Annotated in this window: 17 protein-coding genes; 7 read left to right on the forward strand and 10 right to left on the reverse strand. The window is 63.5% G+C overall.

Translation table 11 applies throughout. From position 1 onward, the window contains the following. Positions 1–15 precede the first annotated feature (15 nt). On the forward strand, positions 16–762 hold the full coding sequence (gene lepB, locus AB3L03_RS31730) for a signal peptidase I (protein ID WP_018455622.1): 747 nt from the start codon (positions 16–18) through the stop codon (positions 760–762). 115 nt (positions 763–877) lie between these two features. Here the strand turns inward: lepB and groL are convergent, their stop codons facing one another. Beyond that, positions 878–2,518 carry a chaperonin GroEL gene (groL, locus tag AB3L03_RS31735; RefSeq protein WP_368507672.1) on the reverse strand — a complete coding sequence of 547 codons (1,641 nt, stop codon included), beginning with the start codon at positions 2,516–2,518 and terminating at the stop codon, positions 878–880. A 44-nt stretch (positions 2,519–2,562) separates the two neighbouring features. After that, positions 2,563–2,877: a co-chaperone GroES gene (locus AB3L03_RS31740; protein ID WP_007611913.1), complete on the reverse strand. Its 315-nt coding sequence runs from the start codon at positions 2,875–2,877 to the stop codon at positions 2,563–2,565. Between the two features lie 373 nt (positions 2,878–3,250). On the opposite strand from AB3L03_RS31740, the gene AB3L03_RS31745 reads away from it, so the two are divergent. After that, complete coding sequence (locus tag AB3L03_RS31745) at positions 3,251–3,538, forward strand: usg protein (RefSeq protein ID WP_007611911.1); 288 nt, start codon at positions 3,251–3,253, stop codon at positions 3,536–3,538. Positions 3,539–3,687: 149 nt separating this feature from the next. Beyond that, positions 3,688–4,227: a cupin domain-containing protein gene (locus AB3L03_RS31750; RefSeq protein ID WP_085351092.1), complete on the forward strand. Its 540-nt coding sequence runs from the start codon at positions 3,688–3,690 to the stop codon at positions 4,225–4,227. A gap of 12 nt (positions 4,228–4,239) precedes the next feature. Here the strand turns inward: AB3L03_RS31750 and AB3L03_RS31755 are convergent, their stop codons facing one another. Next, entirely contained in the window at positions 4,240–6,366 is a 2,127-nt protein-coding gene (locus AB3L03_RS31755) for a tetratricopeptide repeat protein (protein WP_368507673.1), read from the reverse strand. Positions 6,367–6,469: 103 nt separating this feature from the next. Then, positions 6,470–7,720 carry a NupC/NupG family nucleoside CNT transporter gene (locus tag AB3L03_RS31760; RefSeq protein WP_368507674.1) on the reverse strand — a complete coding sequence of 417 codons (1,251 nt, stop codon included), beginning with the start codon at positions 7,718–7,720 and terminating at the stop codon, positions 6,470–6,472. Positions 7,721–7,878: 158 nt separating this feature from the next. Between AB3L03_RS31760 and AB3L03_RS31765 the strand changes: the two genes are divergently transcribed. Next, a complete protein-coding gene (locus AB3L03_RS31765; RefSeq protein ID WP_368507675.1) occupies positions 7,879–9,117 on the forward strand; it encodes an MFS transporter in 1,239 nt (412 codons plus the stop codon). A 240-nt stretch (positions 9,118–9,357) separates the two neighbouring features. Here the strand turns inward: AB3L03_RS31765 and AB3L03_RS31770 are convergent, their stop codons facing one another. From AB3L03_RS31770 to AB3L03_RS31790, 5 genes are all read right to left on the reverse strand, one after another. After that, positions 9,358–10,116, reverse strand: a complete 759-nt coding sequence (locus AB3L03_RS31770; RefSeq protein ID WP_085361712.1) for an SDR family oxidoreductase — start codon at positions 10,114–10,116, stop codon at positions 9,358–9,360. A gap of 26 nt (positions 10,117–10,142) precedes the next feature. Beyond that, positions 10,143–10,901 (reverse strand): proteasome-type protease, encoded by a 759-nt coding sequence (locus tag AB3L03_RS31775; protein WP_026232918.1) that lies wholly within the window; start codon positions 10,899–10,901, stop codon positions 10,143–10,145. A 122-nt stretch (positions 10,902–11,023) separates the two neighbouring features. Continuing rightward, on the reverse strand, positions 11,024–11,872 hold the full coding sequence (locus tag AB3L03_RS31780; RefSeq protein WP_007611900.1) for a transglutaminase family protein: 849 nt from the start codon (positions 11,870–11,872) through the stop codon (positions 11,024–11,026). Positions 11,873–11,940: 68 nt separating this feature from the next. After that, positions 11,941–12,885, reverse strand: a complete 945-nt coding sequence (locus AB3L03_RS31785) for an alpha-E domain-containing protein (RefSeq protein WP_018455303.1) — start codon at positions 12,883–12,885, stop codon at positions 11,941–11,943. A gap of 3 nt (positions 12,886–12,888) precedes the next feature. Then, positions 12,889–14,307, reverse strand: coding sequence for a circularly permuted type 2 ATP-grasp protein (locus AB3L03_RS31790; RefSeq protein WP_027518749.1), 1,419 nt, complete (start codon positions 14,305–14,307; stop codon positions 12,889–12,891). 277 nt (positions 14,308–14,584) lie between these two features. Between AB3L03_RS31790 and AB3L03_RS31795 the strand changes: the two genes are divergently transcribed. The 3 genes from AB3L03_RS31795 (at position 14,585) to AB3L03_RS31805 (ending at position 16,611) form a co-directional block, all read left to right on the forward strand. After that, positions 14,585–15,322, forward strand: coding sequence for a molybdopterin-binding protein (locus tag AB3L03_RS31795; RefSeq protein WP_018455305.1), 738 nt, complete (start codon positions 14,585–14,587; stop codon positions 15,320–15,322). A 36-nt stretch (positions 15,323–15,358) separates the two neighbouring features. Next, positions 15,359–15,886, forward strand: a complete 528-nt coding sequence (gpt, locus tag AB3L03_RS31800) for a xanthine phosphoribosyltransferase (protein WP_007602504.1) — start codon at positions 15,359–15,361, stop codon at positions 15,884–15,886. Positions 15,887–15,993: 107 nt separating this feature from the next. Next, positions 15,994–16,611, forward strand: a complete 618-nt coding sequence (locus AB3L03_RS31805; RefSeq protein ID WP_368507676.1) for a hypothetical protein — start codon at positions 15,994–15,996, stop codon at positions 16,609–16,611. On the opposite strand, the gene AB3L03_RS31810 is transcribed toward AB3L03_RS31805, so the two are convergent. After that, the gene (locus AB3L03_RS31810) at positions 16,608–16,835 is read right to left on the reverse strand and encodes a hypothetical protein (protein ID WP_368507677.1); all 228 of its coding nucleotides are present in this window, start codon (positions 16,833–16,835) and stop codon (positions 16,608–16,610) included. The genes AB3L03_RS31805 and AB3L03_RS31810 overlap by 4 nt on opposite strands.

The raw sequence follows: 16,835 nt of genomic DNA on the forward strand, positions 1-16,835 counted from the left end.
GATCAGGGCAGGCGCATGACCACTCTTCAGGAAACCATCCACCCGCAGGCCAAAGCGCGGGAATGGAAGGCGATCGTCATCCTGATCCTCCTGATTCCGGTGCTGTGGTCGCCGCCGTTCCTGTTTCGCATCTTCCTGTTTCAGCCGTTCAACATCCCGTCCGGCTCGATGACGCCGACGCTGGTCGTCGGCGACTACGTCTTTGCTGCAAAATATGCCTATGGCTATGGCCGTTATTCGTTTCCCTTCGCGCCGTCGTGGATCTCCGGGCGTGTCCGGGCCACCGATCCCGAGTATGGTGACGTCGTCGTGTTCCGGACGCCAAAGGACACCTCGGTCGACTATGTCAAGCGCGTGGTCGGGCTGCCCGGTGATCGCATCCAGATGCGGCAGGGCCAACTCATCCTCAACGACCGCCCCGTGACGCGCGTCGCTCTGAAGCAGGCATTCGCCGGCTCCACCTGCGGCGTGGATGATGGTGCGAAGGCCAAGCGCTGGCGCGAGACGCTGCCGAACGGCGCGTCCTACGTGACGCAGGACTGTGTCGACAACGGCTACTACGACAACACCGACGTCTACACCGTGCCGCCGGGCCATTTCTTCGTGCTCGGCGACAATCGCGACAACTCGAGTGACAGCCGCGTGATGTCGTCGATCGGATTCGTGCCGATGGACAATCTGGTCGGCAAGGTGACGCGGATATTCTGGTCGCTCGACCAGCACGGCGAACCACACATGGAGCGGCTGGGGAAGGTGTGGTGAAGCCCCACTGTCATTCCGGGCTCCGCGCTGCTCCGGGATGGGACCACCGAAGAAAAACAAAACCCCGGCATCGCTGCCGGGGTTCCGCATTTTGTCGTTTGCCGGAATGGCTGGATCAGAAATCCATGCCGCCCATGCCGCCGCCCGGGGGCATCGCCGGACCGGAGCCGCCCTTCTTGGGCAGCTCGGCGACCATGGCTTCCGTGGTGATCAAGAGCGCCGCAACCGAGGCTGCGTTCTGGATCGCGGTACGGACCACCTTGGTCGGGTCGATGATGCCCTTCTTGACGAGGTCAACATATTCGCCGGTCTGGGAGTCGAAGCCGTAGGCGTACGACTTGTTCTCGAGGACCTTGCCGACGATCACGGAGCCATCTTCACCGGCGTTGATCGCGATCTGGCGAGCGGGCGCGGAGAGCGCCTTGCGCACGATCTCGACGCCGGTCTTCTGGTCGTCGTTCTTGGTGCGCAGGCCCTTGAGCTGCTCGGAGGCACGGAGCAGGGCGACGCCGCCGCCCGGGACGATGCCTTCCTCGACCGCCGCGCGGGTCGCATGCATCGCGTCATCAACGCGATCCTTGCGCTCCTTCACCTCGACCTCGGTCGCGCCGCCGACGCGGATCACCGCGACGCCGCCTGCGAGCTTGGCAAGACGCTCCTGGAGCTTCTCACGGTCGTAGTCCGAGGTGGTTTCCTCGATCTGCGCCTTGATCTGCGACACGCGCGCTTCGATGTCGGCCTTCTTGCCGGCGCCGTTGACGATCGTGGTGTTCTCCTTGTCGATCATCACCTTCTTGGCGCGACCGAGCATGTTGAGCGTGACGTTCTCGAGCTTGATGCCGAGATCTTCCGAGATCGCCTGGCCACCGGTCAGGATCGCGATGTCCTGCAGCATGGCCTTGCGGCGATCGCCGAAGCCCGGAGCCTTGACGGCCGCGACCTTCAGGCCGCCACGGAGACGGTTCACGACCAGGGTGGCAAGCGCTTCGCCTTCGACGTCCTCGGCGACGATGACCAGCGGCTTGCCGGTCTGCACCACTGCCTCGAGCAGCGGCAGCAGCTCGTTCAGCGAGGAGAGCTTCTTCTCGTTGATGAGGATGTAGGCGTCGTCCATCTCAACGCGCATCTTGTCGGCGTTGGTGACGAAGTAGGGCGAGATGTAGCCGCGGTCGAACTGCATGCCCTCGACGACGTCGAGCTCGGTCTCGAGCGACTTGGCTTCCTCGACGGTGATGACACCCTCGTTGCCGACCTTCTTCATGGCGTCGGCGAGGAACTTGCCGATCTCCGCGTCGCCGTTGGCCGAGATGGTGCCGACCTGGGCGATCTCGTCGTTCGAGGTCACCTTCTTGGAGTTCTTGACGAGGTCCGCAACGACGGCTTCGACCGCGAGATCGATACCGCGCTTCAGATCCATCGGGTTCATGCCGGCGGCAACCGACTTGGCGCCTTCGCGCACGATCGCCTGGGCCAGCACGGTCGCGGTGGTGGTGCCGTCGCCGGCCGCGTCAGCGGACTTGGAGGCGACTTCGCGCACCATCTGCGCGCCCATGTTCTCGAACTTGTCCTCGAGCTCGATCTCCTTGGCGACGGTGACGCCGTCCTTGGTGATGCGGGGAGCGCCGAACGACTTGTCGAGCACGACGTTGCGGCCCTTCGGACCGAGCGTGACCTTCACCGCGTTGGCGAGAATGTCGACGCCGCGAAGCATCTTGTCGCGCGCATCGACCGAGAATTTGACTTCTTTAGCTGGCATCTGGATTTTTTCCTTAGGTGTTTAACTGGATAAGAGAGGGGCTCTTAGGCCGCCTTCTTCTTGGAAGCGGGGACGTCGAGGACGCCCATGATGTCGCTTTCCTTCATGATCAGCAGGTCGACGTTGTCGATCTTGACCTCGGTGCCGGACCACTTACCGAACAGCACGCGGTCGCCGACCTTCAGGTCGATCGGGATCAGCTTGCCAGCTTCGTCGCGGCCACCCGGGCCGACGGCGACGATCTCGCCCTGCGAGGGCTTTTCCTTCGCCGTGTCGGGAATGATGATGCCGCCAGCGGTCTTCTCTTCTGCGTCGATGCGCTTGACCACGACGCGGTCGTGAAGCGGACGGAAATTCATGCAGTTCTCCTAAGCTTTTGCACGATTTGGGAATTTTGGGTTGTTAGCAGTCTACGCCGGCGAGTGCCAGCGCAGGCACAACTGAGATAAGGCAGGATTTTGGCGGGAGCAAGGGCTTGTAGCAGAAAAATAGCACTCGGAGGCGCCGCCTGCCAAAATCTCTTTCCATCGTTAATCGCGCTCGGCGCAGTATTAGCACGGAGCTAGATCTGCTGCTAACGCATTGAATTTCAACAGCTTGTTAAACTTTTGGGCTTGAGATGGATTGTCAGTTTGCGTCACATTTCTCTTATGTGAGCGCATCAGCAGCGGGTGGCTCTTAAGGCGCACCGGAAAGCCACTCCTTGAATGCGCTCCTGCAAAGGAGGTTGGCATGGGCTTGCGGAGTGGAGCCGTTTCGGACGATTTCCGGAAACAGCTGCTGGGTTACGGAATGACGACGGCGCAGATTCTCTACCGGATGCCGGATCATCCCTCGCTGCTCCAGACTTACGTCTGGCAGGACTACGACATGTTTCCGAAATTTCCGGCGCTGAAGGATTTTCTGGCGTTCTGGCAGGAAAAGCTCGACGGACCGCTTCACTCGGTGACAGTGGCGCATTCCAAGCTGATCAAGCCGGCCGAGTTGCGCGCGGTGGACGGAGTATTCCGGCTGCATTGAAGGGCGGAGCTGTAGGGTGGGTTAGCGTCAGTGTAACCCCCCATGCTTCAACGCTTGCGCAAAGAAGTGGTGGGTACGTTAGCGCTAACCCGCCCTGCGATTTCGCATTCTGTGCTAGCCTCTCCCCATAACAACAGGGGAGGCCGCCCGTGGCCAAGAAAGCAAAATCGCGCAGCGCATCGCAAGCCGCGGTGAAGAGGCGTAGCGGGGCCAAACCCGCAGCACGATCCACGGCGCGCACGGCGGTGAAGGCAAAAGCCCCCACGACAACGGCAAAGTCATCCGCCAAGAAACCGGCGCGGCCCAAGCAGCGCATTGCGATCAGCCATCACCGCGAGGAAGACTTCAAAGCCGACGGTCTGCGTACCTACGCGAAATATCGCGACCTCGGCATCGCCGCCGCCAGCCACGGCCTCGCGCAGGCGCACGTGATCCGGCTGCAAGGCCCCTGCAATCCGGACGAAGTGTCGAAGCTGCACTTTCACGACGTCGAATTCCAGATGGTCTACGTGCTCAAGGGCTGGGTGAAGACCTATATGGACGGAGAGGGCGAGACGCTGATGAAAGAAGGTAGCGCCTGGACCCAGCCGCCGAAGATCAAGCACATGATCCTGGACTATTCGGACGACGTCGAACTGCTGGAGGTGATCCTGCCGGCGGAGTTCAGGACCGTGGAGTTTAAGGCGTAGGCGAGGCGGAGATCAGCCGCCGTCGTTGCAATAGCGTTTCCACATCGCGCGATAGGCATCGTCCACCGCTTGCACGTATGAGATTGGGTTGCCGGCGGCGGCAGCCCTGATCTGTCCGGGCAGTTCGCCGCGCAACTTATCGAGCTCGCCGATCTGCAACCCACGGCTCGCTGCGATTTCGACATAGGCCTCATCGCTGTCCGCGACCCACTCCGGCAGGCCCAGCGCGGTGAGGATGGAGCCGGCAGCACGGCTCGGCAGGCTGTGACCGAGCTTCGCCACCACCGGCACGCCCATCTGCAAGGCTTCCCACGTGCTGACGCCGCCATTCTGCGGGAATGGGTCGAGGCCAATATCGACGCGATTGAACGTTACCAGATGTTCGTCTCGCGACGTGGCTCCGAGCAGATCGACGCATTCGGCCGGCAACTGGCAAGCGGCAAACCGCGCCAGCAGATTGTCGCGGACCAGCTGAGCGTCCAGTGCAGTATCCTTGATCAGCAGTCGCGAACCCGGCACCCGCTCGAGAATCCTAGACCAGACTTCCACCGCCTCGTTCGAAATCTTGCTGATGCGGTTGAAGACACCGAATGTGATGAAGCCGTTCGCGAGCGCCGGCGTCGGCGCCCGCGCAATCCCGGGTGGCAGCGGCGCCAGCGTCACAAAGCACGGCAGGTCAACGATGGTCTCCGCAAACAGATGCCGAACCGCGGCAGGAATCGCGACCGGGTCCGAGAATAGATAATCGATGGTTGGCAACCCGGTCCCGGTACCATGGCCCCAGCCATGCGCCTGAATAGGTGCCGGTTTGCGCGCAAACACACCGAGGCGGTTTCCGCTGGTGTGGCCGGACAGATCGATCAGGATATCGACGCCGTCGGCGCGGATCTGAGCGGCGAGGCGATCGTCGGACCATTGCGAGGCGTCGCGCCAGCGATCGGCGATCCCCTGAAATTCGCTGGTCGTCGCATCCGTTTTCGGTGAACAAGCGTAGCACACGATCTCGAACTGTGCCCGATCATGGTGCTGCAGGACCGGCTTGAAAATGAACGCCGCTGAATGTGTGTGAAAATCCGACGAGACATAACCCAGCACCAGACGGCGATCCGGATCGCGGCTGTTCTCATGCGATCCCGCCGCTGCTGAGGCGATCTTCGCACCGATCTGCTCCCACCATACATGTCGCGCTTGCTGATGCTGCGCAACGCTGGCGTCGGCCATGAAATCGAGGGTGAATATCTTGCTGGAGATCGTGCTCTGATCAGGCTCGATGTCGAGAGCTCTGTCGAAACTGGCGAGGGCTTCGTCGACCCGGCCAAGTGCCGCGAGACATTGGCCGAGCAGGCTGTGGGCCTGAGAGAAGCCGGGATCGGCCGCGAGAGCCTTCTCGCAATCGGACAATGCTTCGGCAACTTGCCGGGTCAGGAGCAAGATACTGGCCCGCCAGAGCCATCCATTCGCGTCGTCGGGTGCGAGGGCGATTGCGCGATTGCAATCCGCCATGGCTTCGTCAAATCGCTGAAGCTCCCGCAATGCAACGGCGCGGGTCGACAGCGCCGAGGCGTAGTCAGGCTTGATCGATAGCGCGCGGTTTAAGCTTGCGATCGCTTCGTCATAGGCGCGCACACGGCAGAGCGCCCAACCCCGGCCGTTATGGGCTTCGGAAAGTCTTCCGTCGATTGCGAGCGCCTTGTCGTAGCTCTCGAGCGCTTCCTGATAAAGTTCAAGGGCCGCGCTTGCGTTGCCGAGATTGGACAGGGCCAAGGCGTAGTTGGGTCGAAGGGCGAGGGCCTTCCGATAGCTCTCGCGGGCCTCATTGTGACGTTTCAGCCCGTTGAGCGCGACGCCCAGGCTCATATGGGCTTCGGCAGATCGCGGATCCAAGGCCACCGCTCGGCTCAGCAAAATTTGCGCCTGCCGATAGTTTTTGGCTTCAGACTCCAAAGCGCCCAGCAAATGCAGCGCGATGAATTGGTCGGGCGCAAGCTCCAGGAGTTCGCGATAGGCCGTCTTGGCCTCAGGGACAAGTCCCGCCTTGTGCAGCTGGAGGGCGCGCGCGAGCAACGGCCCTAGCTCGGCTTTTTGCCGTTTCTGCAGCCGGGCATTTTGAAATGCCCGCTGGCCTGCGCTGTTGCTCATGAATCAATTCCAGCCGAATCTCCTGAAGAGATTAACATGGAAGGATTGTCGCGATTGCGCTGCGCCCCATCGGAGCTGCGAGGGCGCCAGCCTCACACAAGCTTCACGTCAACACCCCCACCACTGCTCCCATCAGACACGTCGTCAGCGTTCCCGACACGATCGACTTCAGCCCGAGCGCATTGATTTCCTCGCGCCGTTCCGGCGCCATCACGCCGAGACCGCCGATCATGATGCCGAGGCTGGCGAAATTGGCGAAGCCGCACATCGCATAGAGCATGATCAGGCGCGAGCGCGGATCGAGCGTGCCGGGCGGCAGCTTCGAGAAGTCGACATAGGCGATCAGCTCGTTCAGCACGGTTTTCGTGCCCATCAGGCTGCCGGCGGTGATCGCCTGGTCCCACGGCAATCCCATGAGCCAGCACACCGGCGCCATCACGAGGCCGAGCAGGCGCTGCAACGAGATCGCAGCGCCGCCGACATCAGGCAGCAGGCCGAGGATCGCATTGACGAGATAGACCAGCGCCACCAGCACCAGCAGCATGGCGACGATGTTGATCAGCAGCTCGATCCCCGCGCCCGTCCCTTTCACGATCGCGTCCATCGTGCTGGAGACCTCCATCTCGGGAGCCTCCAGCGCGCCGCCGGTGCGCTTGTCGGATGTCTCCGGCACCATGATGAGGCTGACCAGGATCGCGGCCGGGGCACCCAGCACCGAGGCGATGACGAAATGGGCGGCTGCGTCGGGAATGAGGGGAGCAAGGAGCGTCGCATACAGCACCAGCACCGTGCCGGCGATGCCGGCCATGCCGCCGGTCATCACCAGGAACAACTCGCTGCGGGTCATTTGCGCGAGATAAGGCCGCACGAACAGCGGCGCCTCGACCATGCCGAGAAAGATGTTGGCGGCGGTCGAGAGTCCGACCGCGCCGCCGACGCCGAGCGTCCGCTCCAGCAGCCAGGCCATGCCGCGCACGACCGGCGGCAGCACGCGCCAATAGAACAAGAGCGTCGTCAGCACGCTCATGATCAGCACGATCGGCAGCGCCTGGAACGCCAGGACGAAATCGGCACCCGGTGCTTTCAGGTCGAAGGGCAGGGGACCGCCGCCGACATAGCCGAACACGAAGGAGGAGCCGGCGCGCGAGGCCGCCGAGATCGCGCCCACCGCGTCGTTGATGGCACCGAACGCGCGCGCGACGACGGGCACCTTCAGGAGAACAATCGCGGTGACGAAGGTGGCGACGAGGCCGATCGCCGCCTGGCGCAGCGAGGCCGCGCGGCGATTCTCGCTCAGGACCAAGGCGATCAACAGCAATGCGAAAACGCCGAGTGCCGATTGCAGCCGCAGCATGATGTCCCCAAACCCCGATGATTATGGCCACCCCTGCGTTGCAAACGCAATGCCGGGAGATTGTCGAAGCGTCTCGCTGTTGACAAGCAGGTCCGCGTCAGCCACGCGGAGCACGTCGACATCAGGAGCCGGATAGCCCGAGCGTGACCGAAGAGGCGATGCCAGACCAGCCCATATCGGGAAACCCGCCGGTCAGTGCCCGCGCGCTCCTCTCCCATCGCGCCTTTCTGTTCTTTCTGCTCTCGCGCAGCCTGTCGCGTTTCTCCAGCCAGATTGCGGCGGTCGCGATCGGCTGGCAGATCTACGATCTCACCGGCTCGGCCTTCGATCTCGGCATGGTCGGCCTCGTGCAATTCCTGCCCACGGCGCTGCTGGTGTTCATCGCCGGCCATGCCGCCGACCGCTACGAGCGCAAGCGCGTGGTCCAGCTCTGCCAACTCGTGGAAGCAGCGACCGCGCTCTATCTCGGCGTCATCACCTATCTCGGCTTGGTCAGCGAAGTTCAGATTTTCGTGGCCACCTTCGTGCTCGGCATTGCCGGCGCGTTTGAGAGCCCGACCACCGCGGCGCTGCTGCCGGCGATCGCGCCGCAGGGCTCGCTCCAGCGCGCCACCGCCGTCTCCAGCGGTGCGGCGCAGGTCGCGACCATTACCGGTCCGGCGCTAGGCGGTTTTGCCTACGCGGTTGCGCCGCATCTCGCCTACGCGGTCATGGTGCTGTTCTGGATCTTCGGGATGATCCTGACCGGCTTCATCCGGCCGCGCCCGCAGGCGATCGCCAAGGACATGGCGGGCGCCGACAATATCTTCGCCGGCGTCCGCTTCATCCGCGGCAATCCCGCGATCCTCGGCACTATCTCGCTCGATCTGTTCGCGGTCCTGTTCGGCGGCGTCACCGCGCTTCTGCCGATCTATGCCCGAGATATCCTCCAGACCGGTCCGATGGGGCTCGGGATCCTGCGCGCCGCGCCCGCGGTCGGCGCGCTGCTGATGACCATGGTGCTGGCCCGTCACGCCATTTCGCGGCATGTGGGCCCGCGCATGTTTCAGGCAGTGATCGTGTTCGGCGTCGCAACGATCGTGTTCGCGCTGTCGTCCTGGATGTGGCTCTCGGTGCTCGCGCTCGCCGTTCTCGGCGCGGCCGATACGATCAGCGTCGTGATCCGCTTCTCGCTGGTGCAGCTCGCGACGCCCGACGAGATGCGTGGCCGGGTCGGTGCGGTGAACTTCCTCTTCATCAACGCCTCCAACCAACTCGGCCAGTTCGAGAGCGGGGTGGCTGCCGCACTGTTCGGCGCGATGCCGGCAGCCGTGCTGGGCGGCGTCTGCACGGTTGCGGTGGCGCTGTTGTGGATGAAGCTGTTTCCGAGTCTGCGCCGGGTGGAGAGTTTGGAGTAGGAGCTCGCTCTCTCCCCGTCATTGCGAGGAGCCCGCGACAAAATTGTGAAGTAATTTTGCGCTGGCGCGACGAAGCAATCCAGAATCTTGCCGCGGTGGTAGTCTGGATTGCTTCGCTGCGCTCGCAATGACGATTGTTGAAGCAGTGCGGAGATTTAGCCGACTTCACGTCCGCTTGCGGAGCGAGGCTGCAACCCCATGCCGCCTACTGTGCATGGGGTTGTTTTCGCGTTTTCTGATTCAGCCCCGTCCCACGAACGGCATCTTGGTTGCCATGACGGTCATGGTCAGCACGTTGGCATCGAGGGGCAGGCCGGCCATGTAGGCGACGGCATCGCCGACCGCCTTCGCATCCATGCGCGGTTCCTGCTTCGACGTGCCGTCGGGCTGCAGCACGCCGGGGCCGTTGACCATGCGGTCGGTCATGGGCGTTGCGGCGTTGCCGATGTCGACCTGGCCGACCGCGATGTCGTACATGCGGCCGTCGAGGTTGGAGGCCTTGGTGAGGCCGGTGATGGCGTGCTTGGTCGAGGTATAGGCCGCCGAGAACGGCCGCGGCGCATGCGCCGAGATCGAGCCGTTGTTGATGATGCGGCCGCCGCGCGGGCTCTGGTCCTTCATGATGCGGAAGGCGTGCTGGGTGCACAGGAACGGGCCGGTGAGATTGGTGTTCACCACCGCCTGCCACTGCTCGAGGCTGAGATCCTCGAAATTCACCGGCGGTGCGCCCATGCCGGCATTGTTGAAGAGCACGTCGAGCCGGCCATAGGTGGCCTTCACCTTGTCGAACAGTGCCGCAATCGAGTCCGGCTTGGTCATGTCGGCGGTGACGCAGAGGCTTTTTCCCGCGGGGCCGAGCTTGGCCGTCTCCTCGAGCATGTCCGGCCGGCGCCCGACCAGCACCACGGTGAAGCCTATGTTCATCAGCGCCAGCGACGCCGCGCGCCCGACTCCAGTGCCGGCGCCCGTCACCACTGCGATCTTTTTCGCTTCACTCATCGTTTCCTGCCTTTTCTCTTGATCTGTCAAGTTTTGGATTCTTTTTCGTTCTTGTAGGGCGGCCGCGGAATGTTCTGATGCGCGGCGCGCAAGGCCGCCGACCAGCGCGAGCGCAAATCGTGGAAATAGGGCTCGCCCGCCTCGATGCGGTGGTTGAGGTCGGCCTCGCAGGCGTCGGCGCGCACCACCAGAACGTCGATCGGCAGGCCGACGCCGAGATTCGAGCGCATGGTCGAATCCATCGAGATCAGCCCGGTCTTCAGCGCCTCGTAGAGTTCGACGTCGTAATGCATGGCGCGGTCGAGCACCGGCTTGCCGTATTTGTGCTCGCCGATCTGCAGATAGGGTGTGTCGGTGGTGCATTCGATGAAATTGCCGGCGGTGTAGACCATGAACAGGCGCATGCGCGCGCCGTTGATCTGGCCCCCGAACAGGAAGGACACGTCGAACGATACGTCCTCAGACCTCAGTGCGGGGCCCTCGGTCGCGTGCACGGCCCGGATCGCCCGGCCAATGCGCTGGGCGGCCTGGAACATGGTCGGCGCGTTCATCAGCGTCTCGATCTCACCGGTGTCGGGGTCTTCGAGGCCCTCGGTCAGCGTCGAGAGCACCGACTGGCTGATGGCGAGGTTGCCGGCGCTGGCAATCGCCATAATGCGGTCGCCGGGCTTGGAGAAGATGTGGAGCTTGCGGAAGGTCGAGACGTTGTCGAGGCCGGCATTGGTGCGGGTGTCGGCGATCATCACCAGACCGTCCCGAACTAGAATTCCGCAACAATAGGTCATTTCCTGTCCCCGAACGCGTTTGCGCGGATTACTAGCCAATTTCAAGGGCCGCTCCAACCCCCGATTGCCGCGGGGCGGCAGGGTGGAAACCGACCATGGGTGAGGGGCGCGCGGGGCGCGGTTCAGCTCTGCCGCTGGGACTGCGATTGCGACTGGCCGCCGCGGCCGGCCTGCTCGACCTTGACCGCCACCGACAGCGTCTCCGCGCCGCCGCCATAGCGGGTGCCGCGCACGGGGGCGGCGCCGAGATAATCGAGCCCGATCGCGACCCGGACGTGGGCGTCCGTGGCGCAGATGCTGTTGGCGGGATCGAAGCCGACCCAGCCGAGACCGTCGACATAGGCCTCCGCCCAGGCATGGCCCGCGTCCTGATGCACCGTGCCGTCGGAGCGCAGGAAGTGGCCGGAGACGAAGCGCGCCGGCACGCCGCCGCTGCGGGCGCAGGCGATGAAGATGTGCGCGTAGTCCTGGCAGACGCCGCGCTTGAGCGTGAACGCTTCCGCCGCCGACGTGCCGCTGTTGGTCGGGTCCTCGTCGAAGGTCATGTGATCGCTGATTTGCGTCATCAGCGTGTGCAGGAAGCCCAGCGTGTCGCTCTCGGCCTCGCTGCGCAGCTGGCGCGCGACCGCATTCATCGCGGGATTGACCGTGGTAAGGTCGGTGGCCCGCAAGAACATGCCGGCCGGAAAGCGCTCGTCGGCGCCGCGCAGAACGCCGCCGGTGTCGTGGGTCTCGATCAGGCCCTCGGCGGTGATCTTGATGTCGCCGACCGGTCCGCAGGACAGCACGTGGGTGACGTTGCCGAACGCGTCCTCGTGCGTGTCGAGCTTGGTGTCGGTCGACACGTCGATCTGCCACTCCGCCACATATTGCCCGTCATGGCTGCCGGGCGTCATGCGCAGGATCTGGATCACGCTCGTGGCCTGCGGCTCGTAGCGATAGGTCGTGGTGTGCAGGATTCGCAGGCGCATGGTGGACCGTTGTTGTAGCGTCATCGATCCGGGCTAGCCCTGCGGGCGTCCCCGGAATGACAGCAGTATCAGATCAAATACTGCTTCGTGATGATTTCGCCCAGCCTGGAATTGTCCAAGATGAATTCCTGAATGAATTCATGCACGCCATGCTGGAAAATGTCGTTCATATTGCTGTGTTCCAGCCGGTTGCGGATGCCGCGGGCATGGCGCTGGGCCGGACCCTGGCGGCCATAGGCTACCCCGATCTGATCGAGATTGCGCACGAGGTTGCCGTAGCAGCTCGCCAGTGAACGCGGCAGCGAATCGTTGAGGATCAAGAGGTCCGCGATCAGCCAGGGTTTCAGCGTCTCGCGATAGACCCAGTGATAGGCCGTCAGCGCCGAGACCGAGCGCAGGATCGAGGTCCATTGGTAGAAATCGAGCGGGCCGCCGACATGCTCCTCCTCGGGCAGCAGCACATGGTATTTCACGTCGAGAATGCGCGCAGTGTTGTCGGCGCGTTCGAGATGCAGGCCCATCCGCGAGAACCAGTAGGCGTCGTTGCGCAGCATGGTCCGGTAGGCCGAGCCGTCGAAGCGCAGCGAGGTCTCCTGCACGAAGCGCAGGAACTTTGCGAGATCCTCGCGCGTGGAGGTCCCTCTGCTCCAGACCTCCTGCAACTCGATCCAGGCCGAGTTGATGGTATCCCACATCTCGCTCGTCAGCGCTGTGCGCACCGAGCGCGAATTCAGCCGCGCGGCCTCGATGCAATTCCTGATCGAGGACGGATTATCCGCCGAGAACGAGAGATAATCGACGACGTTGCGCTCGTTGGCTTCTTCGTACTGCTGATAGAAGCTTGCGGCGACGCCGGCGGTCAAAAGCGCCGAGTCCCATTCGTTGGTCTTGCCGATATAGGCGGCGGGAAGCGCGGTGACGCGCAGCGTCGCATCGATGGTGCGCGCGAGATATTCGGCCCGTTCGACGTAGCGGGCGAGCCAATAGAGGTTTTCGGCGGTACGCGACAGCACTCTCTACTCGTCCAGGATCCAGGTATCTTTGGTGCCGCCGCCCTGGCTCGAATTCACCACCAGGGAGCCTTCCTTCAGGGCAACGCGTGTCAACCCGCCGGGGACGATCGTGGTGCTCTTGCTGCCGGTGAGCACGAACGGCCGCAGGTCGACGTGGCGGGGCGCAAGGCCGGATGCCGTGCAGGTCGGGCAGGTCGAGAGCGCCAGCGTCGGCTGCGCAATGAAGCCCTCGGGCTCGCGTTTGAGCTTCTCGCGGAAGGCTTCAATCGTCGCCTTGGTCGCGGCAGGGCCGATCAGCATGCCGTAGCCGCCGGAGCCGTGCACCTCCTTCACGACGAGCTCGCTCAGATGGTCCAGCACATAGGCGAGATCCTTCGGCTCGCGGCAGCGCCAGGTCTGCACGTTCTTCAGGATCGGCTCCTCGCCGAGGTAGAATTTTACGATGTCCGGCATGTAGGAGTAGATCGCCTTGTCGTCGGCGATGCCGGTGCCGACCGCGTTGGCGAGCGTGATGTTGCCGGCCGCATAGGCCGACATCAGCCCGGGCACGCCGAGGGCGGAGTCGGGGCGGAAGGTGAGGGGATCGAGGTAGTCGTCGTCGACGCGGCGGTAGATCACGTCGACCCGTTTCACGCCCTCGGTCGTCCGCATGAACACTTCGTTGTTCTTGACGATGAGGTCACGGCCCTCGACCAGCTCGATACCGAGCTTGTCGGCGAGGAAGGAGTGCTCGTAATAGGCCGAGTTGTAGACGCCCGGCGTGAGCAACGCGACGGTCGGCTCGCCGGAGGCGCTTTGCGGCGCCACCGAGCGCAAGGCGGATAGCAGCTCGTCCGGATAGCGTTCGACCGGCGCCACCCTGTGGCGGGCGAACAGGTCCGGAAACAGCCGCATCATGATCTCGCGGTTTTCCAGCATGTAGGACACGCCCGAGGGCGTGCGTGCATTGTCCTCCAGCACGATGAAGTCCTCGGCATCGACCCGGACGATGTCGATGCCGGCGATGTGCACGTAGACGTCGTGCGGCACCTGCTGGCCGTTCATCTCGGGACGGAAGACCGGGTTCTGAAAGATGAGGTCGTCGGGCACGATCTCGGCACGGAGGATATCGCGCCCGTGATAGATGTCGCGCAGGAACATGTTGAGCGCGCGCACGCGCTGCTTCAGGCCCTTCTCCAGCAGTGACCATTCCTTGCCGGACATGATCCGCGGGATCACATCGAAGGGGATCAGGCGCTCCGTGGACTCGGAGTCGCCATAGACCGCGAAGGTAATGCCGATGCGGCGGAAGAGGAGCTCGGCCTCCTGGCGGCGATATTCGAGCGCCTCGGGAGGCGTCTCCTTGAGCCAGCGCGCCAGCTCCTGATAGGCGGGGCGAAGGTCCCCACCGGGAATGTTCATTTCATCAAACGCGACTGCCATAGATCCCGACTTGTCTCCGCAAGGCGTTGCGCCATTCGACAGGTCGCGAGGCCCTGGTGAAGACCGCAACGTCCTGGCCATGCGGCAAGAGTGCATGACTTTCATGCGGTAGCAAGGGCCGGGCCAGCGCGATAAGCATGGGGAGAGGACATTTGCCGGGGATGGCCGGCGGCTTGCCTGAAAAAATGGCTGAGGACTGCTTATTTCGGCAGCAAAACCGCGTGACTTCAACGCGTTACCTCGGCAAAGTCGGGCCGATAGGTGAGGGACTTGAGGTATGAGCGAGATCGTCACGGCGGGTATTCTGGTCATTGGGGACGAAATCCTGTCCGGCCGGACCAAGGACAAGAACATCGGCTTCATCGCCGAATACCTGACCAATATCGGCATCGACCTGAAGGAGGTCCGGGTCGTCTCCGACGACGAGTCCGACATCATTGCCGCGTTGGATGCACTGCGGCATCGCTACACCTATGTCTTCACCACAGGTGGCATCGGGCCGACCCATGACGACATCACCGCTGATAGCGTCGCCAAGGCGTTCGGCGTCGGCATCGACCATCACCCGGAGGTGGTCGCCCGTTTCCGCGAGCGCTGGAGCGAGCAGGACCTCAACGAGGCCCGCCTGCGCATGGCCCGCATTCCTGATGGTGCCGAGCTGATCCAGAGCGCGACCATCCTCGCTCCCGGCTTCAAGATCGGCAATGTCATCGTGATGGCGGGCGTGCCCTCGATCATGCAGGCGATGATGGACATCGTCTCGCCCAAGCTGAAATCGGGCGTGCGCATGCTCTCTGAATCGGTCCGCGCCAATGCGCGGGAAGGCGACATCGGCAGCCCGCTGCGGGCGATTGCCGCCCAACATCCCGACACCATCATCGGCAGCTATCCCTTCATGGATGAAGAGCAGAAGCCGAACACCAATCTGGTGGTGCGCTCGCGCGATGCGGACAAGCTCGCAGCCGCAATGGCGGCGGTGAAGGAAATGCTGGCGGGATTGAACATCACCCGCTAGCAACCTAGCTGCCGGCAGACGAAGCAGGAGACGACGATGGCTGGTGAAGCACCGGAACTAAGTGCGGAAGAACGGGCGGGCCGCCCCTTTCCGGTGTCGTGGGACCAGTTCCACCGGGATTGCCGGGCACTGACCTGGCGGCTCAATGAAGTTGGTCCGTTTCATGCGGTGATCGCGATCACCCGCGGCGGGCTTGTGCCGGCGGCGATCGTGGCGCGCGAGCTTGGCGTGCGCGTGATCGATACGGTCTGCATCGCCAGCTACGACCACGACAAGCAGGGCGACCTTAAAGTGCTGAAGGGCATCTCCGAAGACGTGATGAAGCTCGGCGGCGGCACCGGCAAGGGGCTCCTGATCGTCGACGATCTCGTCGACACCGGCAAGACCGGCAAGCTGGTGCGCGCGATGCTCCCCGACGCGCATTTCGCAACTGTCTACGCCAAGCCGAAGGGACGTCCGCTGGTCGATACCTTCATCACCGAAGTCTCGCAGGACACCTGGATCTTCTTCCCCTGGGACACCGCCCTCTCCTATCACCCGCCGCTTCGCGACGGGGCGGCGTGATTATCGCCGTCATTGCGAGCGCAGCGAAGCAATCCAGAAATGTGTCCGCGGAAACAGTCTGGATTGCTTCGTCGCTTCGCTCCTCGCAATGACGGGTGGAGGCGACCATGCCCCTGCAAAACCGCGTCACGCCGACCGGCGAGATCATCGCGACACCGCACCGCGGCATGTTCACCGGCAACCGCGGCATCATTCATGATCCCGCGACGAAGACGCTGCTGAAAAAGCGCTGGTCGTCGCCGGCCTGGATCACCTGCCTGTGCGAATTCCGCGGCTGGCGTCGGCCGGTGATGGCGCGGCGGAGCTGGACCGAGCTGTTCTTCCTCGACGAGGCCACGGCTTTTGCCGCCGGCCATCGGCCCTGCTTCTTCTGCCGCCGCGACGATGCGAAGCGATTTCGCGTTGCATGGGAGATGGGCAACGACGCCCGCGGCATCAGCGCCAAGGCGATGGATGCCGTACTGCATCGGGAGCGGCTCGATCGTGGCAAGAAGCGGCTGCATGTGCTGTCGATGCCGCTCGCGGAATTGCCTGACGGCGCGATGGTGCAACAGGGCGATGACTGCTTCCTCCTCGCGCAGGGCAAGGCGCTGCAGTGGTCACCCGCGGGCTACACCCCGCATACGAGCGCCCTCGATCACCCGATGCTGCTGACGCCGCCTTCCACGCTGCGCGCGATCATCGCTGGATATCAACTTGTGCTGCATCCGACCGCGCGCCGCTAGCGCAGCGGCTTGCCGTGCTCATCCACTGTCGTCCGCGCATCGCGCAGCGCCCATTCGCGGATCACTTGGCGGCAGCGCGTCAGCTCGGCTTCGCTCGCGGCATTCGCATCCTTCGACGCACGGTCCACGATTGCCTTGCAATTGAGAAGCACGGAACGATCCTCTGCGCGCGCCGACAGCGCGAACGCGGCAAGCGTTGCAATGGTGAACGCCAGACGGATCAC

It is taken from the genome of Bradyrhizobium lupini, from assembly GCF_040939785.1.
GTDB classification, from domain to species: domain Bacteria; phylum Pseudomonadota; class Alphaproteobacteria; order Rhizobiales; family Xanthobacteraceae; genus Bradyrhizobium; species Bradyrhizobium canariense_D.